The sequence below is a fragment of the Paenibacillus sp. ACRSA genome (assembly GCF_022346845.1).
In the GTDB taxonomy this organism is placed as follows: domain Bacteria; phylum Bacillota; class Bacilli; order Paenibacillales; family Paenibacillaceae; genus Paenibacillus.
In genome coordinates, this window is record NZ_JAKRNP010000002.1 from 214,215 (window position 1) to 239,666 (window position 25,452).

Below are 25,452 nucleotides of genomic sequence, written 5' to 3' on the forward strand. Positions count from 1 at the left end.
TTATTGGTTAACAATAAGATTAGCAAAATTGAAAGGATTGTTCAAACATGAAATTATCTTTGCGTGGAATTGTTTTTAGCGCCCTTATGGCAGCCATACTTGTTCTGTTTGGTTATATTAGTATCCCCATCGGATTCTCGCCTGTACCCATTACACTGCAAACCCTTGCAGTCATGCTGGCTGGAGGGTTGCTCGGCCCACGCTATGGATTTTTGAGTATCGCCCTTGTCGTTGTACTAACCGCGATTGGCTTTCCTCTGCTTCATGGTACTGGAGGTATGGCGGTTATTCTAGGTCCAACAGGCGGATATGTATGGATGTGGCCTTTCTCAGCAATGCTCATTGGTCTATTTCTTGCGCGAATCAAGCTGAATGGGTTCATAGGTTACTTCCTTGCATTCATTGTACTTGAATTGTTCGGATCACTATTGATTTACGCCTCTGGTGTCCCGTGGCTCGCGTATCAATATAAAATGTCATTTACTGAAGCCATGATTCAAGGATTCTACCCTTACATTATCGGCGATCTGATCAAGGCTTTGTTTGCGGTAATCATCATTGCACCTGTGCGAATGGTCTTTCCACCACAGCGCCTGACGGGGCAGATGAATTCATCTGTTGTGAAAGTAGACGCATAATTACTCCGTATCTCTTTCACACTTATACTTGGAAGTTCGACGATCTTGTCCGTCTTCTTGCTATGTAACTTTGTAATAAGGTCAAAGCTGCCCAGAAAAACTGGACAGCTTTCGGTTTTATTTCATATAAAACTGTGATTCTTCACACTAAACACTATGATATGGTTATTTTCCGATGCTCTATATGCAGTGTCATATCTGCTGTATTTCTGATAAAGGTTTGGTCATGACTAACATATAGGATCGTTCCCTCGTAACCAGCTACAAATTGCTCCAATGCCTCCAACGCCTGCGTATCTAGAAAGTTTGTCGGTTCATCTAACAGCAAAATGTTATATTGCCCTAGAAACAATCGACATAATTGAAGACGAATGGCTTCCCCACCACTTAACGATCTAACCGCTTTATTGAGATCAGTGCCGGTAAATTGCATTGCATGCAGACAACTTCGTAGCGCCGCTACATTGTAGTCAGAACGTTTCATCAAAAACTCCAGTATAGTTTCGTTCCCTTTGAACCGATAACTCATCTGATCAAAATAACCAATCTGTGCCTTGGGAGATAAAATAATCCCTGTGTCAGCATCTAGGATATGACGAAGCAACGTACTTTTCCCACATCCATTAGATCCAGTAATGGCTACCTTCTGTTTCAAAGGAATTTGAAAACTAACTTGGTCGAGCAATACGTTGTTCTGCACTTGAAGAGTTAAACGATCAGCCATCATCGGAAATTTGTTATGCAGCTCCAGCGCCTTGGATTGTCGAAAATGAATAGGACGATTCTCCTGTACTGCCTTAACTTCATGAAGCTGTTCCACTCGCTGTTCTATGGCCTTAGCCGCCCGATGCACAGCCTTCTGACTCGTTCCTTTAGACTTGGTTTCAAACATTCGGTTCGCCTTAGCCTTCGTTTCTCGTTTAGAGACACTGCCTGCTTGCGTTATTTTCTCGGCTTTTTTCATTTTGTCCTGTGCAGCATGCATAAGCCGTCTCTTCTCTTTTAAGAATTGCTCATGGGCTTGATTCTGTTGATCTCGTTCCAATTGCTGCTGTGCCTTGTAATCACTGTAGTTACCCGAGTACACCTTAACGGCACCATGGTTCACTTCCCATATCGTCGTGACAAGCTCATCTAGAACAGACCGGTCATGACTGACAATCAACAGCGCACCATAGTAATATCGCAATTCGTTGACCAAAAAAGTAATTCCCTCTTGATCCAAATGTGTCGTCGGTTCATCGAACAATAGTGCTTCGTGGTAGTTCGCGAACATGCCCGCTAATTTTAGCCTCGTCTGCTCACCTCCACTTAACCGTTCATGATGAACAGGAATACCGAGTCTGCCCAACCATTCCCCATTCGTCTCCACATGTTCATCAGGATGCGGAGCCTCCATTTGTTCAAAATAGGTATGATCAACATATCGTTTAATCCTACCAGCGCTCGGCTGAATTTGTCCGGCAATTAACTTCAATAATGTGCTTTTCCCCTGACCATTTCCGCCCACAATACCGATCCGATCCAACTGATGCACAGCCAATCGCTCAATGTTTAATATCTCTTTATCTAAAAAGGTCATTTTAACCTGTTCAAGTTCGTAACAACATTTTTCCATATTCGCTACCTCCGAAATTTTTAATGATTTCGTATCGATAGCGTTGATCGATACGAGCAAGTCAACCTCGCTCGTATCAATAGAAAAGTAACATGGACATACGCAAACCTCCTTATCCCACCAGACTCACAAGAGCCCTTCAATTTCAAAGTAAAAAAACAAAAAAAATCACAGGTTACGGCCTGTGATTCAGTATAAACAGGAATACATGATTTGCGCATAGAGCCTACCTGAGAATTGTCAAAAATGGACAGACTGCTCCTGTTTACTCTGAACGTTACAGAGCCTTTGAACGTATTCAATTAACGGTTCAAAGTCAGGAAACGCAACCTCATCGCATGTGTCATCTCAACAATTCTCCTTCCGGTAAAGTATAAATTAACAAAATTAATTATAATTTCCCAATCTTTAAAAGTCAAAAAGCCGCACTCCATTAAGCAAGATTTATATGCTTAACGTAGGCACGGCTGTATAAATAATAATGTATATTAGGCGGTCTATGATCGTTTTCTAGTACAAATACCTCTTCTTCTAAATTACGTTTGAGGCTGTCCACTGTGTAAAGTCAATAATGCTTCCTGCGTTTGGACTTGACCGGTTGCCATTGGTACAACTTTCTCATAATTAGCTGAATTCGTTACAATGATCGGTGTCACCGTGTGATATCCTGCAGCCTTGATCTGAGCGATGTCGAACTCCAGCAACAGATCACCCGCTTTTACACGATCACCTTCTTGAATGTGGGATGTAAAATGTTGTCCATCCAGCTTAACCGTATCCACACCCACGTGAACCAGAATTTCGGCTCCTGTATCCGATACAACCGCGAGTGCGTGTTTCTTCTTAAAGGCAACCGTTACCGTTCCGTCAAACGGAGCGACCACTCTGCCGATGGTTGGCTCAATCGCAATACCATCACCCATTGCTCCAGAAGAAAATGCCGGGTCAGGAACTTCAGTCAAACTAACAATTGTACCTTCAATCGGGCTAAACACTTGTTCATCAGCTACTGCCAAGGTACGAGCCGGCGCTTCTTCAGTAACAGTAGCAGTTGTTGCTTCTTCTTCAACCGGATCTTTGAAGCCCATAATATATGTTAATACTGCGGATACCACGAAGGATACGGTAATACCCAGAATTAATCCTGGGAATCCTTGACCACCTGGGCCATAGAAGATTGGTAGAGTTAACAACCCCGGAGCTCCAGATGCAAATGCCTGTGTTCCTGCTTGCCCGATAATAGCTCCACCAACTGCGCCCCCAATGACACCAGCAATGAATGGACGTTTAAGCGGTAAAGTTACCCCGTAAATAGCTGGCTCTGTAATTCCGAACAGAGCTGTCAATGTCGATGAACCTGCTAAGGTTTTGAGCTTTTTATTTTTGGTTTTCAACATAACCCCGAAAGCGGCTCCGGTCTGAGCGAAGATGGATGCTGCCGCTGCTGGTTTAACACCATCGCGTCCATGGACAGCAACGTTATTAATAAATACAGGAACCAGCCCCCAGTGAATTCCGAAAATAACGAGCAACTGCCACGTAGCACCCATAATCGCACCAGCAATCAATGGACTAAATCCAAAGGCTGCTACTAGCGCAGCTGCGATCGCATTACCTGTGTATACACCGATCGGCCCGAATACTAGCAAAGTAAGAGGAACCATGATCACTAAAAGGAATAGCGGTGTTACAAAGTTCTTCACGCTATCGTGTAACGTTTTGTTAAAGAATTTCTCCAGCTTGCTCATCACAATTACAGCTAGAATAATAGGAATAACGGTAGATGAGTAACTCATCAAAATGACAGGGATACCGAAGAAATCAGTTGGCGTTCCCTCTGTCTTGAGCGTAACAATCGTTGGATAGATTAAAGCACCGGCAATCGTTAACGCTACGAAGGCATTACCTTGGAATTTACGAGCAGTTGTAACCGCTAACAACAGAGGTAAGAAATAAAATAAACTGTCTGATGCTGCATATAAGATGATGTAGGTCGTTTCTGTTGTTTCCAGCCAACCCACATTACTTGCGATTAGTAGTAACCCTTTAAGTATACCCGCACCAGCCATAACACCTAGTAGCGGTGCAAAGATGCTGGAGATGACATCAATGATGCCACCAAGACCTTTAGCCGATTTCTTCGGCTTTTCTTTGTCCGATGAATCATTCAAAATGTTGCTAATTTCACCGATGGCACTATACACCTCCGGCACTTTATTACCTACGACAACCTGGAACTGTCCCCCATTTTCCTTGACTGCAATAACACCATCGGTTTTCTCCAGCTTCGCTTTGTCAGCCTTACTATCATCCTTCAATACAAACCGTAGTCGTGTTGCACAATGAACCAATGACACTACATTTTTCTCGCCGCCGACTAGCTCTACAATCTCTTTAGCCAGTTTTTGTTGACTCATGATTGCACCCCCATATTTTTTGAACACGCACTATAACAGAACACCTATTGCATTGGTGCAAAGTTCTCTCACAGGCCTCCAACCGATTTTTTTGCACGCAAAAAACCTAAGCCTTGAGGAAGGGGGACACTTTCATCCGTGCCTTCTCATGACTTAGGTTTTGCCTGCATAACCAGTAACAATCCCAGTTAAATCGTATTCATTTCCTGTTAATTTCATAATATTATAATTTAACCAAATTTGTCAACATTTATTATTCGCAATTATTTACGCTAGATCATATGTGATATTGTTCCAGTTTTTCAGCGATTAACTACTCGTTCAATATGAACGGTTAGATATAGTTTTTCCTCGTTGGTAAGCTGATGATTGTATTCTTTGTTCACAAACATCTCTATTTTCTCTGTACAAGCTGCCGCCTCAGGATGTTTCAACTTAATCATGTCATAAATATGGTCGTAGTTATTATCATAATGCGTACCACTCAGAACCCTTTGGGAGAAAAACTTCAGATGTGTGATGAATCTAAAATAGCTGAGTGACTCTTCATCAAATTCCATTTTGAAATGGTATTTGGCAATATTAATAATTTGCTGAATAAACTTCGTAATGTTCATCGTGGTAATCACTTCTTCATTCATCTCTGCATTCACAATATGAAGGGCAATGAACGCTGCTTCATCTTGTGGAAGATCAAGATTCATCTTGGTTTTAATATTTTCTAACGTTTTTAAACCTAAGCTGAACTCTGCTTTATACAGTTGTTTGATTTCCCACATCAGAGCATTTTTAATCTCGACTCCTTCGCGATAACGTTCTATCGCAAAATTGATATGGTCGGTTAGAGATACATAGATATTTTCATTCAAATTTCTGCCTAACTGATCTCTAGCGTAAGTAATAATTTCTTCAACAATCTCAATAAGCTCCAATGGTACTTCACGAAGCAGCATTTTGAAATTATCCGATGTCTGCTTGTTTTTTAGTGCAAATACTTTCTGAATACGGGTCTCATCTACTATATCTCCCGGTTTTTTCTTAAAGGCAATCCCACGTCCCATCACCACAAGCTCTGCTCCATCGGCTTGATATATGCTAATCACGTTATTATTGATAACCTTAGCTATTTTCACTTCAATCCCCCCGTCACGTTCCACGTATATCTGTAATTTATCGTTTTCGGGCACAAAAAAAACCTGAAGCAACACAAAATAAACAAGACATCATGTCTTCTTTTTTTGTTGCTCAGGTTTTGCCTACTTCGTGTAGTAACAATCCCATAAACGATATATTTGCGTCAAGTATAGCGCGAAACATGTCCATATGTCAACGCTTTCAATGAGGGGACAATCGGAAGTTCCAGCAGTTCTGGCTCTTCCGATTGCTAAGCTAAGGTATTAATTTTCGCCAAGATTGGTTCCGTCAGATTGAATTACATTTTGATACCAATAAAAGCTCTTTTTCTTCACACGTTGCAGAGTTCCGTTACCTTCATTATCCCGATCAACATAGATATAACCGTAGCGTTTTCTCATCTCGCCTGATGAAGCACTAACGATATCAATTGGCCCCCAGCTCGTGTAACCAATAATGTTCACACCGTCTTGAATTGCTTCACCCATTTCGGCAACATGACGTTTCAAATAATCAATCCGGTAGCTATCGTCTACTTCACCTTCTGGTGTGACTTCATCATGAGCACCAAATCCATTTTCTACGACAAACAGTGGCTTCTGATAACGGTCGTGCAATTGATTGGCAGTGATCCGGAATCCTTTTGGATCAATCGTCCAGCCCCATTCGGATTTTGCCAGATACGGGTTAGCCACAGAGCCAAATACGTTGCCACTTGTCATATTTTTGATCACTTCAGGATCGGTGCTCGTTGTACGGCTTGAATAATAGCTGAAGCCAATATAATCCACAGTATGATTTTTCAGAATTTTGGCATCTCCTGGCTGCATTTCAATGTTCAAGTTGTGATCCTTGAAGAAACGTTTAGCATAACCAGGGTATTCACCACGTGACTGAACATCAATGAAGAAATAAGATTCTCTGTCCTTCTCCATGCCTTGGAACACATCTTCTGGATTACATGTATAAGGATAGAAGCTTCCCGCAGCAAGCATACAACCAATCATCGCATCTGGAATAATCTCGTGACAAGCCTTCACAGCTAGTGCACTGGCAACCAGCTGATGGTGAGCAGCCTGATACTGAATTTCCTTAACGTTATCCCCGTCTTCAAAAGCCAAGCCAGCTCCCAAGAATGGCAGATGCAACAGCATATTGATTTCATTAAAAGTCATCCAGTATTTCACTTTATCCTTATAACGTGTAAACACGGTAGTAGCGTAGGTTTCGAACAAGGTTACCAGTTTCCTACTTCTCCAGCTGCCATACTTTTGAATGAGGTTCACAGGCACATCGAAATGTGCAAGCGTAACAACAGGTTGAATGCCATGCTTCAACAATTCATCGAAGAGATCATCGTAAAATTTCAGACCAGCCTCATTCGGCTGTGCATCTTCACCAGATGGGAAAATTCGCGCCCAGGCAATGGATACACGCAGTGCTTTGAAGCCCATTTCAGCAAACAAAGCAATATCCTCAGGATATCGATGATAGAAATCAATTGCTCCATGCGAAGGATAGAACTCTCCTTCTAGCGGTTCAAAATCTGGAACATTCCCCTTCATAATGCTTCTACGATTCTCACCAGTTGGTAAGAGATCAACAATACTCAGTCCTTTGCCATCTTCAAGATAAGCACCTTCCGCTTGATTAGCAGCAATGGCTCCACCCCATAGAAAATCTGCAGGAAATTTAAAGTTAGTCATCATCATTCTCCTTCCGAATTATGTAATTCATCATCTACCACGATTCTGCAATCTAGGATAAATAAATAGAAAAAACCCGAACCAGCCTGGTTACACATTGACGTGTAAGCAAGCCAGCTCAGGTTATGCCCGTATCGGTAACATTCCCAGATCACAATTATGCGGATTGGATAAAACTTTAGCAAGGAATAGGGGAAATGTCAATTTCAATGTAGATTCTTTTTAGAAATATTAATAATAAGAGCGGATTCACACCGTGATTCACGGCTTATCGTGAAGTGTAACCAGCATCAGCATGAATGGTCGTGCCTGTAACATAAGACGATGCATCCGATGCCAACCAGAGGCTCGCTTGAGCGATTTCATCAGGTTGTCCAAAACGATTCAGCAAGCTAAGCTGAGGAGCATATTCCTCTGCAGTAAATCCGAATTGATCCAGCGCCCCACGAAGCATCGGTGTGTCAATCGCACCTGGTGCTACTGTATTTACGCGAATGTTATGTGGTCCATTTTCCATAGCAGCTACCTTCGTCATACCCACGACTCCATGTTTGGCAGCGACATAAGCAATATTATTTGGTTGAGGACGGAATCCGCTAACAGAAGAAATATTAATGATGGAGCCACCTTGTCCCTGTTTCAACATTTGCTGCAGTTCATACTTCATACAAAGAGCAGTTCCTGTTAAATCGACGGACATCAAACGGTGCCAGTACGCTTCGTCAAACTCTGCAGCTGGTTTATCATCTGGTGTAAGTGCCGCATTATTGACAGCTACATCAAGTTTACCATAAGTATCTACAGCGAACTTCACCATCGCCTGCACTTCTTCAGACTTAGAGATATCAACTTTGTAAAAAGCGGATTCGCCACCAGACGCTTGAATTGCTTCAGCTACGGCACGTCCCTTTTCTTCATTGAAATCAGCAACAACCACTTTAGCTTTGGCCTCTGCGAACAGCTTCGCTGTTGCCTCACCCATGCCCATTGCTGCTCCTGTAACAATCGCTACTTTACCTTCGAGTACGGGAAATGTCATTAGAATACCTCCAATATTTTTTTAAATTTAATCAATTCTCAATATATAAACTATTTCAATCACCATCAATCCGTAATCTTCATGCATTTGTACGTTACTGTACATTAGAGAGTGAATTGTCCATTAAGTTGCAGGAATATTGAAATTCGACCATACTGAAATTGAGGTGAACATATGATGACAGATTCAGTGGACAAGCGTATTCTGCGCTCCAAAACTGCATTAAAAGAAACGTTTGTGCGTTTGTTATTCCTAAAACCGTTCCAGCAACTATCCATATCCGAAATTGTGCGAGAAGCTAACTATAATCGAGGAACATTTTACGCTCATTATGCTACTAAAGACGAACTGTTACACGAAGTCATTCAAGATGTATTAGATGAGTTTATTAGACAAATTCAGCATCCCTATCAGTCGATTAGCAAAGTGAATTTGAAAGAAATGCAGACGGATGATATTACGTTGTTTACATACCTTAAAGCGAATGCAGCCCTCTATAAATTGCTGTTAAGCGATCATATTCAGGTCGATTTTAGATACCAAATAGCACGAGCCATAGAGAATCTATTTCTGTCGGAGTATGAGTACGAACTTGATGAAGGAACATTAATAGACCCTAAGTGGCTTTACATTTACCGTGCGCATGGTGTCGCGGGTCTATTGATTCGTTGGATTGAAGAAGAATTCCCCACATCGCCGCAGTATATGAGTACACAAATCGTAGAGCTAATGCTGTTGTCCACTGAAGTATTCCATGTGAAACGGGAGAGAACATAATTTCAAACTTACTTCTATTTACAAATTTGGCGACTATACCACTAATTTCTACATGAATTTTAACCCAATTATTGGGGTACTTTGATTTTGGCAATCATGATATATTTCAATTTAGAAAACGCTTTCAACCCTTTATTTGGAGGTGATTCCTTTTTTGGACATTAAATAAAACGTTACTTCTTGAACCCAGATACACCGTATTTCGTTGGTTCATTCGGTAGTACACACTCATTTTCTAGAAAAGGAGATTATGATTAATGACAAAACGTAAATCTGTTCTCTCTCTTACCCTCGTCACGGCGATGATCGTGTCACTGTTCTCCTCGGCCATCGCGTCCGCGGCTACTGACAAGCAAGTTCAGCCTACTGCGACTGCTGCACCTTCGAACATTCAATCGTATGTATCAGCGATGGAACCCGGATGGAACCTCGGGAATTCATTGGATGCCATTGGAGCAGATGAGACCGCTTGGGGTAATCCCCACATCACAAAAGAGTTGATTCAGAACATTGCTAACCAAGGCTACAAAAGCATTCGTATCCCTGTGACCTGGCAGTCTCATATTGGCGGCGCACCTAGCTACACAATTGATGCCGCTTACATGAACCGCGTACAAGAAGTAGTAAACTGGGCTCTCGATGCCAATCTGTATGTGATGATTAATATTCATCATGATTCATGGCAATGGATCAGTTACATGGAGAATGATCGAACGAACGTTCTCGCTCGGTACAATTCAGCTTGGACTCAGATTGCGAATAAGTTTAAGAATAGCTCAAACAAGCTGATGTTCGAAAGTGTAAACGAGCCTCGTTTCACTGAAGGTGGAACAACAGATCCTGCAACTTCATACCGTCTATTGGACGAGCTAAATACGTCATTCCATAACATTGTGAGAACATCTGGTGGTAACAACGCTACTCGTCCTCTCGTTCTCCCAACGTTACATACAGCTTCTAATCAAGCTGATTTGGATGCCTTATCACAAACGATTTCCAAGTTAAATGATCCGAACATTATCGCTACAGTGCACTATTATGGATTTTGGCCGTTCAGTGTAAACATTGCAGGTGTGACCAAATATAACGCTGAGGTTCAAAAAGATATTACGGACACATTTGACCGCGTCTACAATGCATTTGTAGCTAAAGGCATCCCTGTCATTGTCGGCGAATATGGCTTGCTTGGATTTGACCAGCATACCGGTGTCATTCAACAAGGTGAGAAGCTGAAATTCTTCGAATTCATTGGGCAGTACCTTCGTCAAAAGCAAATGACAACGATGTTATGGGATAATGGTCAGCATTTTGGCCGTACATCCTTCACTTGGTCTGACCAAGATCTCTATAATACAATGAAAGCAAGCTGGACTGGGCGCTCTGCAACAGCAGAATCAGATCAAGTCTATCTGAAAAAAGGCTCTGCTGTACAAGATAAAACAGTAAAATTGAACCTGAATGGCAACACGTTCAACTCTCTTGTTCATGGAAATACAACCCTTGTTAAAGGGACAGATTACACCATTAGCGGTGATGTCCTCACATTGAAATCCAGCTTGTTAACTAGACTTACCTCTTCAGGCAACCTTGGTGTTAACGCGAAGCTCACAGCAAAATTCAACAAAGGGGCTAACTGGCATTTCAATCTGATCAAATATGATACGCCTAAATTGAACAGTACAACGGGTACTACAAGCTCATTTGCAATTCCAACAGTATTCAATGGCAACCAACTTGCCACTATGGAAGCAACCTATGTCAATGGCGGTAATGCAGGGCCACAGAACTGGACATCGTTTAAAGAGTTCTCCTACACGTTCAGCCCGAATTACAATAGTAATGTCATTGAGTTGAAACAAAACTTCTTCAACGAAACCAATGATGGACAAGTCATTCTTAAGTTCCATTTCTGGAGCGGAGATATCATCACATACAAAATCACGAAAAACGGGAACAGCGTTGTTGGCACAGCTTCCTGACTTTGAACATGACCTAACTCACTTCAACTAAAAGCATTCAATACGGCGTCCTGTCAGAGCACTTCGCTCTAACAGGGCGTTTGTGTATATTTACACTTGTGTCACTCCTTCCGTACATGACCTTATCTGTATTTATTTTTGGATGTTTCCGGTAGTTCCGAATAACGTACAAGTAGCGACTCATACCTATACTGTAATTTGGTTTGAGGAGGTAACACCATGTTTAAACGTGTCGATCGTTTGGCGATTGAGCTTCCCCTCTCAGGAAGTCCTGATCCCAACGGAGCGAGTGCTGTACAGGAACTACTGGGTGGACGATTCGGGGAAATGTCAACGCTCAACAATTATATGTTTCAATCTTTTAATTTTAGAGGAAAAACAAAGCTTCGTGCCTTCTATGATATTGTTGCAAGTATCACGGCTGAAGAATTCGGGCATGTTGAATTAGTTGCCAATACGATTAATCTCATGTTAGTGGGTTCTACATCTCCGGGTGATCCAGATTCTACACCTTTACGCATCGGTAAAGATGCACGAATGACCTCCCATTTCATCGAATCTGCCCAAACCGCACTCCCATATGATTCCATGGGCAGACCTTGGAATGGTTCATATGTTGTAAGCAGTGGCAATCTGATCTTTGATCTTCTGCATAACTTTTTTCTGGAGTGTGGTGCACGTACGCATAAAATGAGAGTCTACGAAATGACGGATCATCCTGCGGCTAGGGAGATGACCGGTTATTTGCTTGTCCGCGGAGGCGTACATATCTTGGCTTATGCGAAAGCACTACAGATCGCCACTGGGGTTGACGTGACTAAATTATTTCCGATTCCGAAACTCGACAATAAAGTGTTTGACACCACTCGTAAATGGGAAGCAATGGGTGAACATCGTAGGCTTTATACATTTAGTGATAAGGACTATCAGAACATCGCACAGATCTGGAAAGGTGTGCACCCTATTGATGGAGGCAAATTGGAAGCCTATGCCGGTCTGCCTGGTCACAGTGGAAGCATTCCTGATCTGCCTGATCTACCCGAGGAATTCGCTCCAGGCATCTCTGCAGAGGATCTGCTACTCATCGCTTCAAGGTTGAAGCGAGAAGCGGGTCTATAGGCTGGAATATCACCCTAAACATGCAAAAAGGAACCTGATAGACTCACCAGGTTCCTTCTGAATAATTCATTATTGTGGTTCAGTGAATCTTACAACCATAATAGCTTCCCCATTTGCCTGCACGTTACCCGTCATGGATATTTCCACACGTTCAATCGTTTCATTTCCGTTTGGAATCAATACAGGTGTAATAATCGGAAGGCCGGCATTCCGAATGAATTCCATATCGAATTCAATCAATAATTGTCCAGCTTTTACCGTGTCCCCACTGTTGACATGCAGAGTAAAACCTTCACCTTTGAGCCCAACCGTGTTGATCCCAATGTGAACAAGCATTTGAACCCCAGTTTCATGTTCTAGAATGATTGCATGTTTGCTCTTGATCATGACATGAGCAATAGTACCATCAAACGGAGCAACTACACGACCTTCGGTTGGCTCAATAGCAATTCCTTCGCCCATATGCTTCTCTGAGAAAGCAGGATCAGGAACCTGCTCAAGCTCAACCGCCATGCCCGTCATAGGTGACAAAATGGTTAGCGATTCTACCTTTTGGCGGCTGCTTGTAATCTCATTCGTATGAGTACGATCAACCTCTGACTGATCCACTGCTACTGCTTGATTCGTGCTAATCCCATTGGCACCGCCTGAATGCGTAGACGTAGCTGTTTGCACAGCAGGTGCATCCTTATAACCAAAGAACCATGTCAGTGCAAATGCGATAGCCATCGCAGTCAGATTGGACAGAATGTACAATGGAAGTTGGCTATTCAGGTACAGCAATGTTCCTGGAATTACAGTGACAGCCATACCTGTGCCTTGTAGGTGGAACAATGAAGCGATAAAGCCACCCACAGCTCCCCCAACAAGACCCATAATGAATGGTTTCATGTAGCGCAGATTCACACCGAAAATGGCCGGTTCTGTAATACCGAGAAATGCAGACAGTGATGAAGGTAGTGCAAGTGCTTTTAACTTCATATTCTTCGTTTTTAATCCTACAGCTAGACAAGCCGCGCCCTGAGCAGCCATAGCGCAGGTAATAATGGCATTAAACGCATTAAAGCCTGTTTTCTCCAACAGCTGAATTTCAAGAAAGTTAAAAATATGATGCACGCCCGTGACAACGATAATTTGATGAAAGAAACCAATAATGATTCCCGCAATACCAAACGGCAGATCCAACACAGCTGTGGTTCCCTGAAGTACCCATTCTTCAAGGGAGTGGAATACTGGCCCGATTGCAAACAATCCTAGTGTAATCATGACTGTAAGCGTAATGAACGGTGTTAAGATCAAGTCGAGCGCCTCAGGCACACGTCTGCGGAGTACCTTCTCGAACTTCGCTCCAATCAATCCCACGAAGAATGCAGGAAGCACGGAGCCTTGATACCCTACCACCGGGATAAATCCAAACATATGCAGCGGTTGTGCTGATCCATCAGCCACTGCGTAGGCATTCGGCAATGCTGGGTTAACTAACATTAGACCCAAGACGATACCAAGGACTGGACTTCCGCCGAATACACGGAATGCTGACCATGCCACTAGTGCAGGTAGAAATGCAAATGCAGTGTCCGTCAGAATTTGAGTGAACAGCAGGAAATTCGGTGAAATATCCTCTGCCGTCGCACCGAACAAGGATAAAATTTCATTTTGCGTAAGCAAGCCTCGTAGACCCATGAACAGACCTGTCGCCACAAGCACAGGGATAATTGGAACGAACACGTCACCGAACGTACGGATACCACGTTGAAACGCATTGCCTTCCTTTTTCCCCTGACTCTTCACTTCTTCTTTGGAAGAGCCTTCAATGCCAAGCTTCTCAACCTCTTCAAAAATACGATTGACCGTACCTGTACCAAAAATGATCTGATATTGACCTGAATTAAAAAAGGCACCCTTAACCTTATCAATATTCTCAATTTGCTTCTGATCGATCTTCTCTTTGTCGTTAACCATGATACGTAAGCGTGTCGCACAATGGGCGAAGGAAGCTATGTTTTCCTTGCCTCCGATGGCCTGAATGACTTCTTCAGCAATTTTTTTGTTCTCCGACATCCTTATTCATTCCTCTCAATAAATCGTTATATCGTTTTTAGTAATCCCATTTGCTCGCTTTGAACTCTGCCTTGCCTCCATGTGCAAAAAAGCGAATGCCCACACTATCTCGGCTTGGGAATATGCGGCTAGTGAATACCTCTTCCCCATCATTCACGAATATTTCCACTGAAGATGTATCAACGAACATATGAATTTTGATGATATCCCCAGATAAAGCGCAATTTCTAATATTTCCATTGTTCGAATCTAATGTAGCACCAGATAAAGAGCGATTTAGTGTCAATTTTTGTTGCAGTCGATCATACTGTATCACGGTTTTCTCATGTTCGTTGGTTCGAAACTCAATACCGAAGTACTCCGCATCAAAATCTGTGATTTCACACTCTAATTCATACGCGATACCTTCAAAACCTACAAAAGATCGGATCTCATCATCCATAATGACATGTAGTTGTTCAACTGTTTCAGTCGCTCGCAGCTTAGCCATTTCCGCAATGGGTCGCTGAATCAACTTCCCATCCCTCAACGTCAATTGCCGAGGAATCGTCAAGCAGTGTGCCCATCCACTATCATCTGTGGGATACTCCAGATCAGGAAGCCCCATCCAGCCCACAAGAATCCGTCTACCGTCTGGTGCGTTCATCGTTTGTGGTGCATAAAAATCAAACCCTCGGTCTAGTTCCTGAAAAGCACCGTGGTTGAACACTCTTGTCTCTAGGTCTAGCGGTTCACCAACGATATATCCAGACTGATAGATGTTGTTGTACATATCTCCTTCAGGTTGAATTCCTTGAGGTGAGAAGATCAGAACCCCCTGCTCATCGATTGACATGTAGTCAGGACATTCCCACATATAGCCAAAATTCGGGAGTTTAGTTTCAACCTCACCAAGAAATTCCCAATGCTTGAGATCTGCTGAACGATACATAACAGTACATCCCGTTTCATTCGTCCGTTGGGCTCCAATCACACAGTAATATAGCTCCCCATCTTGCCAGACCTTAGGGTCTCTATAATGTTCGGTATATCCTGAAGGTACTGAATCAATCACAGGCAGAGGCATTTTCACTACTGAACCGCTTTCATCCATAATGGCTAAGCATTGATACGGGTGCCTGATCCACTCTTCATCTCTTGAGTTGCCGGTGTAGAGAAGATGCAGTTTCCCATCCTTTTCGATGGCACTGCCGGAGTATGCTCCATGTGAATCATATGGCTCACCTGGGCTTATACCGATGCCGACATTTTCCCAATTCACAAGATCCGTTGAACGGGTGTGGTACCAATATTTCATCCCATGCTCGGTTCCTAGAGGGAACCACTGATAGAACAAATGATAATGACCTTCATAATAGGAAAATCCATTAGGGTCATTCAGTAGTCCTGTAATGGGTTGGATATGATATTGTTGTCTCCACGGACACGCAGATATCAATGCTGTAAGCTTATCCATTTCACCTGGTTCTGCTTGTTCTATCCGCCGATAACGCTGTTCTCTATTCATTTTCATAACCATTCCACCCTTGCGTTGTAAATCAAAATGTGGCTACACGCCACAAAAATTGTGCACGAATTATTTTGCACATAGGAACCGGTTCCAATTATAACAAAAAAATAATTCCATCTGCGTTTCTCCGCCCCAATGTCAATTCGATAAACTCATTAAGCAATCAAATGGAACCGGTTCGATGGAATTATCATAAAGGAACCTTTTATAGTTTGTCAACGCTTTCTCGCGGAATAATTTCTACATCAAGAACTGTCTGCTTCTCCACAACGCCTCCTTGAACGAGTCGAATAATGTGATCTGCCGCCAATTTGCCCGCTTGTAAATAGTGAAATTTCACTGTTGTCAGTGTTGGGTGGATCATCTCCGTAATATCGTATCCACCGAAGCCCGTCACGGACAACTCCTGTGGAATTCGTATTTTGTTGGAAAAGGCTGTTTTCATCACGCCAAGCGCAATGTTATCCGTTGCGCCTACGATGATCGTGGCTTTGCGATCTCGGACAATAGCCTCCGCCGTTACAACCGCCTCCGACATTTTAAAGCTTGTTTCATGATATGTAACCTGACACTCACCACATTCCGCGATAGCACGCTTGAAACCTTGCTTACGATGAATACCTACTGCCTGATCTCTCTCTGTAACGCCCATGTATACAATGTTTCGATGACCTTGTTGAACGATATATCTTCCCATCTCATACCCTGCTTGATCATCATTATGAACTAAACTATGGATATTGGGATGTTGTTGTCCAACTAATAGAACTGGAATACCAATCTCTTCAATAGCTTTGAGATGTGCTTCGGTTACTTCCGCGGCAAGAAGAATAATACCTGACACTTTCTGTCTAGCAAAATCATATATACCATCAATTTCTCGTTTCATGTCCTGACTTGTATTCGCAATTAACATCTGATATTGATTGTTGCGCAATTCTTCATCGATCCCGATTAAGGTCTGTGAAGTTGCAAATGAATCAAGCCTTGGCACAACTGTTCCAATAATACTGGTCTTCTTCGCCTTCAAGCTCTGTGCAAACGTATTGGGGACATAGTTATATTGTTTGATGATCTGCTCAATCTTCTGCCCTGTGTTCTCGCTAACCGACCCTCCGTTAAGGAACCGGGAGACGGTACTCTTCGCAACACCTGCCATCTGAGCAATATCAGAAATGGTTTTGTTCATATTTACCCCTTTGAGTTCATTAAAATGTAAAGTAATATCTGTTCATATTATACTTCGAAGCTTCGCGTATGGCGAATCTGTTCTACAATGTTCAACTGAAGCGGGTAACACTTATCTCTTCTATGACTGAATGACCTTTAAACCTGTTTTAGTTACACATCTGTGTCATCAGGTTAAACACCAAAAGCCCAATCCATGTGAATTCATACCTTGGTATGAGTACGCATCAATTGGGCGTTACTTTACGAACAATATTCAGATGGGAAACATGCTCCAACTAATCATTATAAAGGATTTTGTGAATGTTGTTTACTTCCTATACCTCGATAATGATGGGAAGGATCATCGGTCTACGTTTAGTCTGAGCATAGATGTAATGACCGATCTCGTCTTTAAGCTTTCGTTTGATCACATTCCATTGATTCACACCGGCACCCGTTAGCTCCTCCATTTTCTTAAGAACCAGCTCATGAATCTCATTCATGAATTCCTCCGAATCCTTCACAAAGACAAATCCTCTGGATATGATCTCAGGAGAAGTAACCATATTTTTATCGGTTTTACTTAATGTCGTCACAATAACCAGCATGCCGTCCGAAGAGAGTTGTCTCCGATCTCGAAGCACAATATTACCAACATCGCCCATAATAAGACCGTCCACAAGGCTATTGCCCGAAGCAATCTTAGGTCCGCGTGAAGCAACGCCATCTTTGTACTGAATCATGTCCCCGTTATTAACGATAAATACATGATCCTTCTCGATTCCGACCGATTCTGCCAGCAAACGATGCTGATACAACATACGGAACTCCCCATGGACAGGGATTAAATAATCAGGTTTCATCAATGTCAGCATGAGCTTAAGCTCTTCCTGACTTCCATGTCCAGATACATGCATGCCAGAAGCACCGCTTGATCCATAGATCACGCGTGCACCCAGAACATACAGATTATCAATCACATGGGCAAGATCTCTTTCGTTACCCGGGATTGCCCCAGCCGCAATAATCACCGTATCTCCAGTCGCAACCCTCACATGAGGATGCTTGCCCGCTGCAAGTCTAGACAATGCCGCCATCGGTTCGCCTTGACTTCCTGTACATAACACAACGACTTGCTCAGGAGGGAATTGATCCGAGTCAATCGCTTCAATTAATACTCCATCAGGAACATCTAGATATCCAAGTTCAGTTGCTACAGACACGACATTCACCATACTCCTGCCTAATAGAGCAAGTTTACGACCTGTTTCAAACGTAGCATTTACAATTTGCTGAACTCGGCTCACATTGGAAGCAAAAGTAGAAATAAATATTTTTTGCTTTGCACGGATAAAAGCATCTAAGATGTGGTCACCAACCACACGTTCAGAAGGTGTGAATCCCGGACGCTCAGCATTGGTACTCTCAGATAACAATATATTCACGCCTTGTTTACCGATCTCACTCATGCGATGCAAATCCGGGTAAGGGCCGTTAACGGGTGACATATCAAACTTGAAATCCCCCGTATGAACGACGTTTCCTCCGGGCGTTTGAAAGAAAACACCAAGGCAATCCGGGATACTGTGACTTGTTGCAAAAAAAGAAACATCGATCTGCCCAAGCTTCATACTTGAATGTGCATCGATCGTATGCATATCCGTATTGCGGAACAGTCCGTGTTCCTTAAGCTTTAACTCGATTAGCCCTCGTGTTAAACGCGATGCATACACGGGAATATTCAGTTGTTTTAATAAATAGGGAATGCCCCCAATATGGTCTTCATGTCCATGTGTAACGACCAGTCCTCTCACCTTATCCAAATGTTCTAATAAATACGATACATCCGGAATGATCAGATCAATGCCTAATAGTGTCTCATCCGGAAACTTAGAACCACAATCAATCACGATGATATCCTGGTCATACTGTATGATATACATATTTTTCCCAATTTCATTCACGCCGCCGAGCGCTGCAACGTACAATTTGTTGTGTGCAAGGTTCAAATCAACAGATCCTCCTCTACAATAGCTGTGGTGGTTGGTCTAAACAAAAGATCGAATTCATTACGCTTCTTCCTATTATGGAAGTTCTCCCTTCTCTTATACATGAGATGCTGAATTCGATGTCACAATTAAATATAGAAAAGAGCCCCTGATGAACATTGAAGTTCAACAAAGGCTCTTTCACATCTAACTCGCTAATGCAAACGAACTACACAAGCAAGGTTTGACGTTGAAGCAATACATTTTGCTCATAGTTTTTGATCTCAGTAATCCATTGTTCACGTACCGGCACACCTTGCTGAGCACAGTAATAATCCCAGATCGCGCCGAATGGATAAGATTTGAATTCTTCTGTTAACGCCAGACGCAGCGTGTAGTCCCCTTTAAGTTCAGCATCCTTCAATGCTTCAATCGGTTCTAACATCGCACGAAGCAGTGCTTTGATCGTGTTCCGCGTTCCAACCACCCATGCAGCCACCCGATTGATACTTGCGTCAAAGAAATCCAGACCGATGTGTGTTGTAGATAACAGATCATGACGCACAAGTTCACGTGCAATCTCCAGCAGCTCATCATCCATAATAACGACGTGATCACTGTCCCAGCGCATAGGGCGGCTTACATGAAGCAGAATGCCACTCGTGAACAGAGCTAACGAAGACAATTTATTCGAAATGACTTCTGTTGGATGGAAATGTCCAGCATCCAGACAGATTAATGTATCATTTTGCAAGCCGTATCCCATGTAAAACTCATGTGAACCTACCACATAAGCCTCAGAGCCTAGACCGAACAATTTGCTCTCGACTGCATCCAGATTATGCTTCGGATCAAGCTTCTCAGCAAAAACCTCATCCAGAGCGTCTTTCAACAGTTTGCGCGGAGTCATACGATCTACTGGGTTATCCTTAAAGCCATCAGGAACCCATACATTGGTCACACAGGTCTGACCTAACTGTTCTCCGAAATAGGCTCCGATGCGACGGGAAGCCTTACAATGATCAATCCAGAACTTACGAATTTCCGAATCAGGGTGACTCAAAGTGAATCCATCACTTGATTTTTCATGGGAGAAGCATGTTGGATTAAAGTCTAAACCGAGCCCTTGCTCTTTAGCCCATGTAACCCAATTCTCATAATGCTTTGGCTCAATTTGATCCAACTCAACGCGTTCATCCGTGTCTGCATAGATTGCATGCAAATTCACTTTATGTTTACCAGGAATGAGGGCAAAAGCTTGCTCCAGATCTGTTCGAAGTTCAGTTGGTGTCGTAGCAGCTCCAGGGTATTGACCTGTAACGGAAATTCCCCCTGTTAACTCGCCTTCTTGATTCAAGAAACCTTTAACGTCATCGCCTTGCCAACAGTGCACAGAAACTTTGATCTCTGCGAGCTTCTTCAGAACTTCATCGGTATCAATCCCATGCTGTGCATATAGAGACTTAGCCGCTTCGTACGCTTGTTTGACTTGATTATCCATCAAGAACCCTCCCTATTACTATTTGTCCATGTTCATAAGATATATGGGTTATCCAAAGTGTAGCTATGAGATGATTTCTATCAATTTAACGTGTAAATGCTGCTGGTACACCGCCATCAATAGTCATCATGCATCCAGTTGTTTTCTCCGATTTGGAAGAAGCAAAGAAAGCAATACCTTCTGCGATATCTCTTGGATAGATATTAACAAGTAGCGTGGTGCGCTTACGGTAGTACTCTTCTAATTGATCCGGTTCAATGCCGTACGCTGCCGCACGTTCATTTCTCCAAGAACCGTTCCAGATCGCTGAGCCTTGCAGAATAGCATCTGGTAGAATGGTGTTTACACGAATGCCATACTCTCCGCCCTCAGCCGCAATGCAACGAGCAAGATGCGCTTCAAGTGCTTTAGCAGAACTGTATGCAGATGCGCTTTTCCCAGCATATACCGAGTTTTTGGAACCAATGAAGACCATACTGCCCCCGATTCCTTGCTGCTTCATCAGTTTAAAGGCTTCACGTGCAACGAGGAAGTAACCTGTACCCAGTACGTTCATGTTCAAGTTCCATTCCTTCAAAGATGTCTCGTCAAATGGGCTGGATGTCGCTAGCCCCGCATTGTTTACAATGATGTCTACACCGCCATATTGAACAGCAACTTCCGCATAAGCCGCTTGAACGGCCGCTTCATCGGTTACATCCATTTTAAGTGCATAAGCACGATTGGCGCCATATTGATCATTAATCTCCTGTGCAACCTTCTGTGCACCCTCAAGATTCAGATCAGCAAGGACAACATGCGCTCCTTCAGATACGAGTCTACGTGCTGTTTCACTTCCGATGCCTCCTGCGCCTCCTGTAATAAAGGCAACTTTACGAGAGAATTCCGTTTCCGCTGGTGCAAGAGAGAGTTTGTACAGCTCAAGTGGCCAGTATTCTACATTGTAAGACTCATTGGCACTCAGCGATACGAATTGTCCGAGACTGGTTGCCCCACGCATCACGGCGATAGCTCTATGGTACAACGCTCCACTGACTTGGGAAAGCGCCCAGCTCTTACCTGTGTTAATCATACCTACACCCGGAATCAAAATAACCCGTGGTGCAGCTTCAAACATAACATCGCCTTCATTTTTGTTACTTTCAAAATATTGTTGATACTGCTCTTTATATGCTGCTACGCCATCGACTAGCTTCGCTTGAAGACCTTCAATATCGTCTGCATTAGGCGTCCAATCAATAAACAATGGAACCACTTTGGTATGTACCAAATGATCCGGGCACGCTGCTCCAACTTGGGATAATTGCGGTGAGTCTACCCCGCCGACAAAGGCAAGAACGTCATCTTGATCGTCAAAAGACAAAATCATTTTTTTGCTATCGGATACTGCTCCTCGAATCGTTGGCATCACACGGGATACGATCTCACGACGAACCTCAGCCGCAAGTGCTGGATGCTTCACACCACCAAACAGGCTTGCTTCATCTACCCGTGCTTCAATGAATGCTTCTGCTTCGTTAATGATTTTGATCGTCTGTGCATAACACTCTTCTGACGTTTCTCCCCAAGTAACCAATCCATGCTTCTCCATGAGTACGAGCTCTGCATTGGGATTTGCGAATACGCTTTCAGCAATCATTTTAGATAATGTAAAACCAGGACGTACATACGGTACCCATACGAATCGGTCTCCGTAAATTTCTCTTGCTAATTCTTTTCCGTTATCTGCACAACACAAACTGATTATGGCATCTGGGTGTGTATGGTCAACATGTTTATATGGAAGGAACGCATGCAGTAGTGTCTCAATGGAAGCACGTGGGTGCTTGGAATCAATCATGCAATGTCCCAAATACTCAACCATCTCTTCATCTGTCATCGATTCCCGTTCAATTAATGGACGAATGTCCTCAAGGGCAAGTCCTGTAAAATGCTTCGCTTGCATGGAGCCCAAGTCAGAGCCACTACCTTTAACATACATAACTTCGATCTCACGACCACGGAAATCCTGTACTGTCGTTTTGGTAGATGTGTTACCGCCGAAGATATTGCACACACTGCGATCAGCACCAATGAGGTTGGAGCGGTAAACCAACTGATCTAGTCCTGTTGTTTTCTCTGAAGCCTGCGCTGAATTCCATAAACTCTGTACCATTCGTTTCCCTCCGATAATGTTTGTTTTATTCCTAATCAGAGTTTAACATCTTTGTTTTGTTTTGAAAACAAAAAGATTTTAAATATAAACGGAAAAATTCAAAAACACATAGAAGTGATGATCCTTTCCACCTCGAACGTACTCTGCTCTTCCTCATTTCGCACTTTAACAGGAAAAAGCAGAGCAAGATGTCCTTGCTCTGCCTGCATATCCTACTTCAAATTAAGTGAAACTCGATAATAAGGAATTGCTTCGATCTGATGAAACACACCGATTTCGGTACCTTCGAATTTTTCGATAAACGCTTGATTGACATAAGATGTCGTCGTTCCTTTACGAACAGGGGTTAACATAATGCGCAGTGCATGATCGCTTAGCTTCAGTAGAGATTCCTTAAGGCCGATTCTCCACGGCTCACCATACTGAATATGATCTGTTAACATGCGGTTATGAATATACGCTTCAGCAACATCGCCTTCGTAATCAATCTGGACAAATACATCATCGACATATGTCGGCCAGTCTGTATCGATATTTATTATGGCTGTATGCTCCTTCGGATGCTCGACCTGTAAGGAAGGATCATAGGAAGGAATGTTTAATTGAAATGTTTTAAAGATGCCATGCTGTGTTTGTGAGAGTTGCGCAAGGTTCGATAACACAGTACCGTTAGGCGCCGGATACATGGATACCTCTATCTGTGGCACACCTTCTGAAGTACACACCAGACGGTCATTGCTGATCAAGAGACGACTACGACTTATCAGTATTCGCTCTTCCCCGCCCCAGTTCAGACGATAGGATTGTAGCGCTTGCTCACGAGTTAAGGTGATGATGCGGATTTTCACTCCATCCTGTGAAGTAAGTTGGATATCGCTTTCTAATCCCACAACAGGATGGATCACATATCGTTCTTCGTCTTGGTTTACCACTCCATTGGCCGCATCAATATCTTCCACGGAAGAAGCTGCAAGAACATATTCGGCTTGTATGCCTTCAAGTTCATAAAATACTACTGTAACCTCATCATTTGTGACAAACTGTGTTAAAGGTTGAACCGTTGCACTAATCACTTCTAGTCCACTCAGTGGCATATGAAATGGTAAAATCGCTGCTCTTCGCGAGCGAAGCTTCAGTGAGCCTTCGTTTGGAAAAGAGACGTTTCCCTTCGTCGTAGATAATTCAATCCGTACATCACGATCTGGCATCTGCACATGATCCTGATAATTGTTTAGGAAGAGAAACCCTGATCCGCAATGCTGGCGCACAGCCCAACGTAGGTTTGTTGTATTATCCGATGTGATCTCTGCTTGATCCTCGGGAATCACACTTCCCATTGGAGCCAGCATCTCTCCGTATGCATCCAGGAACATGGATAAGATACGAATTCGATCGTATGATGCGGCAATCCGTCCAAACTCTCCAATGGGAGATTGATAATCATAGGTTATTTTGGGTAAAGCCTGCTCATTCATGTAGCTCTTCTTACCAATGGGGTTAGAACCCCCATGATACATGTAATACCCAACTAAGTTGCTTCCACTTGCAAGCTTCACCACGGTCATGGCTTCTACACTATCTGCATCTACAAGAGGACGTGCGTGGTAACTCACCTGCATACCACCAGCCAATTCACAATAGGCTGCCGGATACTCCTGACTGTTATAGTCCACGGATTCAACAGGATTCACATGTAAATCGCGAAACAAAAACTCTCGGCTCGGCGGCTGATTAGGAATCCAAGGCGTATATGCATATCCTGCTAACATTGGCAGTGTCCCTTCACTTGGCACAGCCGCACCTCCCCAAGCAGTAGCCGTGTAGAACAAGGGCTTAATCCCTACCTGTTCAGCAATGCGCCGTAACTCGGTCAGATGTTCCTTCCCATCTCGTCCTGCGGTTAAGTACTTCCCACTTTTGTATCCCCATGCATCTAGTGGTGCACCAGCATGCATGTACTCATTCTCCAGCTGAACACCAATGATCGGCCCACCCTCTTGGAAGTATGCGCCCTTCAGCTGATGTGCAATTTCGCGATACAATCTCTTCGCATAGTGAAGATAAGCGGGGTCATTTGATCTTACTTCTAGCGGATAGCTAAACAGCCAGTCAGGTATGCCTCCGTTACGGACTTCTCCATGACAGAATGGGCCAATGCGCATGATCAAAGGCATCTTATGTTTACTGCATAAATCCACGAAATGTCGTAAATTCAGATTGCCCGACCAGTTGAATATGCCTTCTTCTTCCTCGTGAAAATTCCAAAAGACATATGAAGCGACGATATTTACACCGCCCGCTTTCATTTTGAGCAATTCCTCTTCCCATTGCAGATAAGCAAACCTTGAGAAATGGAATTCTCCCACCACCGGAATATACGGTTTATCGTTTCGAGTCATATAGAAATTCGTAAAATCATAAGACTCTCCTTGTGGGTTCTGACCTCCATTGCCCGTCATACGACCTGCTTGAATCTCTTTATTCGCTTCATTTAGGCTTAAGTGAATATGGTTCTCGGCTATGCTATTACGCATGAACATTCCTCCATCGTCGTGCAAAATTTAGTTCTACGTATACAAGCAACTCAGATTAATCTCCTGTCTTCGCTTCTTCGTTCAAGTGTCGTCTAGTATCAGCTCG

16 protein-coding genes are annotated in these 25,452 nt (G+C 43.2%); 4 read left to right on the top strand and 12 right to left on the bottom strand.

Annotated elements, in window-relative coordinates; all coding sequences use genetic code 11:
- The first annotated feature begins 47 nt into the window (after positions 1-47).
- Positions 48-638 carry a biotin transporter BioY gene (locus MH215_RS05875; protein ID WP_239289058.1) on the top strand — a complete coding sequence of 197 codons (591 nt, stop codon included), beginning with the start codon at positions 48-50 and terminating at the stop codon, positions 636-638.
- 154 nt (positions 639-792) lie between these two features.
- Here MH215_RS05875 and MH215_RS05880 read toward each other — a convergent pair whose 3' ends face one another.
- The 5 genes from MH215_RS05880 to MH215_RS05900 all read right to left on the bottom strand — a co-directional run bounded on the left by MH215_RS05880 (position 793) and on the right by MH215_RS05900 (position 8,552).
- Positions 793-2,256, bottom strand: coding sequence for an Msr family ABC-F type ribosomal protection protein (locus MH215_RS05880; RefSeq protein ID WP_239289059.1), 1,464 nt, complete (start codon positions 2,254-2,256; stop codon positions 793-795).
- Between the two features lie 536 nt (positions 2,257-2,792).
- Positions 2,793-4,673 (bottom strand): beta-glucoside-specific PTS transporter subunit IIABC, encoded by a 1,881-nt coding sequence (locus MH215_RS05885; protein ID WP_239289061.1) that lies wholly within the window; start codon positions 4,671-4,673, stop codon positions 2,793-2,795.
- 302 nt (positions 4,674-4,975) lie between these two features.
- Entirely contained in the window at positions 4,976-5,806 is an 831-nt protein-coding gene (gene licT / locus MH215_RS05890; RefSeq protein ID WP_239289065.1) for a BglG family transcription antiterminator LicT, read from the bottom strand.
- A 264-nt stretch (positions 5,807-6,070) separates the two neighbouring features.
- Positions 6,071-7,513 (bottom strand): 6-phospho-beta-glucosidase, encoded by a 1,443-nt coding sequence (locus MH215_RS05895; RefSeq protein ID WP_239289066.1) that lies wholly within the window; start codon positions 7,511-7,513, stop codon positions 6,071-6,073.
- Positions 7,514-7,781: 268 nt separating this feature from the next.
- The gene (locus MH215_RS05900) at positions 7,782-8,552 is read right to left on the bottom strand and encodes an SDR family NAD(P)-dependent oxidoreductase (RefSeq protein WP_239289067.1); all 771 of its coding nucleotides are present in this window, start codon (positions 8,550-8,552) and stop codon (positions 7,782-7,784) included.
- Between the two features lie 174 nt (positions 8,553-8,726).
- Here MH215_RS05900 and MH215_RS05905 point away from each other — a divergent pair, with 174 nt between their 5' ends.
- The 3 genes from MH215_RS05905 to MH215_RS05915 all read left to right on the top strand — a co-directional run bounded on the left by MH215_RS05905 (position 8,727) and on the right by MH215_RS05915 (position 12,427).
- Positions 8,727-9,329 carry a TetR/AcrR family transcriptional regulator gene (locus tag MH215_RS05905; RefSeq protein WP_239289069.1) on the top strand — a complete coding sequence of 201 codons (603 nt, stop codon included), beginning with the start codon at positions 8,727-8,729 and terminating at the stop codon, positions 9,327-9,329.
- 257 nt (positions 9,330-9,586) lie between these two features.
- Positions 9,587-11,308, top strand: coding sequence for a cellulase family glycosylhydrolase (locus MH215_RS05910; protein ID WP_239289071.1), 1,722 nt, complete (start codon positions 9,587-9,589; stop codon positions 11,306-11,308).
- A 219-nt stretch (positions 11,309-11,527) separates the two neighbouring features.
- Positions 11,528-12,427, top strand: coding sequence for a manganese catalase family protein (locus tag MH215_RS05915; RefSeq protein WP_056692131.1), 900 nt, complete (start codon positions 11,528-11,530; stop codon positions 12,425-12,427).
- 69 nt (positions 12,428-12,496) lie between these two features.
- Here the strand turns inward: MH215_RS05915 and MH215_RS05920 are convergent, their stop codons facing one another.
- The 7 genes from MH215_RS05920 to MH215_RS05950 all read right to left on the bottom strand — a co-directional run bounded on the left by MH215_RS05920 (position 12,497) and on the right by MH215_RS05950 (position 25,346).
- Positions 12,497-14,488 (bottom strand): sucrose-specific PTS transporter subunit IIBC, encoded by a 1,992-nt coding sequence (locus MH215_RS05920; RefSeq protein ID WP_239289073.1) that lies wholly within the window; start codon positions 14,486-14,488, stop codon positions 12,497-12,499.
- A 37-nt stretch (positions 14,489-14,525) separates the two neighbouring features.
- Entirely contained in the window at positions 14,526-16,001 is a 1,476-nt protein-coding gene (locus MH215_RS05925) for a glycoside hydrolase family 32 protein (protein ID WP_239289074.1), read from the bottom strand.
- Positions 16,002-16,203: 202 nt separating this feature from the next.
- Positions 16,204-17,187 (bottom strand): LacI family DNA-binding transcriptional regulator, encoded by a 984-nt coding sequence (locus MH215_RS05930; RefSeq protein WP_239289075.1) that lies wholly within the window; start codon positions 17,185-17,187, stop codon positions 16,204-16,206.
- Positions 17,188-17,503: 316 nt separating this feature from the next.
- On the bottom strand, positions 17,504-19,177 hold the full coding sequence (locus MH215_RS05935) for a ribonuclease J (RefSeq protein WP_239289076.1): 1,674 nt from the start codon (positions 19,175-19,177) through the stop codon (positions 17,504-17,506).
- Positions 19,178-19,385: 208 nt separating this feature from the next.
- Positions 19,386-20,657: an L-rhamnose isomerase gene (gene rhaA, locus MH215_RS05940; RefSeq protein ID WP_239289077.1), complete on the bottom strand. Its 1,272-nt coding sequence runs from the start codon at positions 20,655-20,657 to the stop codon at positions 19,386-19,388.
- 85 nt (positions 20,658-20,742) lie between these two features.
- The gene (locus MH215_RS05945; RefSeq protein WP_239289078.1) at positions 20,743-22,812 is read right to left on the bottom strand and encodes a bifunctional aldolase/short-chain dehydrogenase; all 2,070 of its coding nucleotides are present in this window, start codon (positions 22,810-22,812) and stop codon (positions 20,743-20,745) included.
- 212 nt (positions 22,813-23,024) lie between these two features.
- On the bottom strand, positions 23,025-25,346 hold the full coding sequence (locus MH215_RS05950; RefSeq protein ID WP_239289079.1) for a beta-galactosidase: 2,322 nt from the start codon (positions 25,344-25,346) through the stop codon (positions 23,025-23,027).
- Positions 25,347-25,452 lie beyond the last annotated feature (106 nt).

Bases quoted from the DNA above. Each gene is read 5' to 3' on its own strand.
- MH215_RS05875 (WP_239289058.1), top strand. From the start codon at position 48: ATGAAATTATCTTTGCGTGGAATTGTTTTTAGCGCCCTTATGGCAGCC.
- MH215_RS05880 (WP_239289059.1), bottom strand. From the start codon at position 2,256: ATGGAAAAATGTTGTTACGAACTTGAACAGGTTAAAATGACCTTTTTA.
- MH215_RS05885 (WP_239289061.1), bottom strand. From the start codon at position 4,673: ATGAGTCAACAAAAACTGGCTAAAGAGATTGTAGAGCTAGTCGGCGGC.
- MH215_RS05895 (WP_239289066.1), bottom strand. From the start codon at position 7,513: ATGACTAACTTTAAATTTCCTGCAGATTTTCTATGGGGTGGAGCCATT.
- MH215_RS05900 (WP_239289067.1), bottom strand. From the start codon at position 8,552: ATGACATTTCCCGTACTCGAAGGTAAAGTAGCGATTGTTACAGGAGCA.
- MH215_RS05905 (WP_239289069.1), top strand. From the start codon at position 8,727: ATGATGACAGATTCAGTGGACAAGCGTATTCTGCGCTCCAAAACTGCA.
- MH215_RS05910 (WP_239289071.1), top strand. From the start codon at position 9,587: ATGACAAAACGTAAATCTGTTCTCTCTCTTACCCTCGTCACGGCGATG.
- MH215_RS05915 (WP_056692131.1), top strand. From the start codon at position 11,528: ATGTTTAAACGTGTCGATCGTTTGGCGATTGAGCTTCCCCTCTCAGGA.
- MH215_RS05920 (WP_239289073.1), bottom strand. From the start codon at position 14,488: ATGTCGGAGAACAAAAAAATTGCTGAAGAAGTCATTCAGGCCATCGGA.
- MH215_RS05925 (WP_239289074.1), bottom strand. From the start codon at position 16,001: ATGAAAATGAATAGAGAACAGCGTTATCGGCGGATAGAACAAGCAGAA.
- MH215_RS05930 (WP_239289075.1), bottom strand. From the start codon at position 17,187: ATGAACAAAACCATTTCTGATATTGCTCAGATGGCAGGTGTTGCGAAG.
- rhaA (WP_239289077.1), bottom strand. From the start codon at position 20,657: ATGGATAATCAAGTCAAACAAGCGTACGAAGCGGCTAAGTCTCTATAT.
- MH215_RS05945 (WP_239289078.1), bottom strand. From the start codon at position 22,812: ATGGTACAGAGTTTATGGAATTCAGCGCAGGCTTCAGAGAAAACAACA.
- MH215_RS05950 (WP_239289079.1), bottom strand. From the start codon at position 25,346: ATGCGTAATAGCATAGCCGAGAACCATATTCACTTAAGCCTAAATGAA.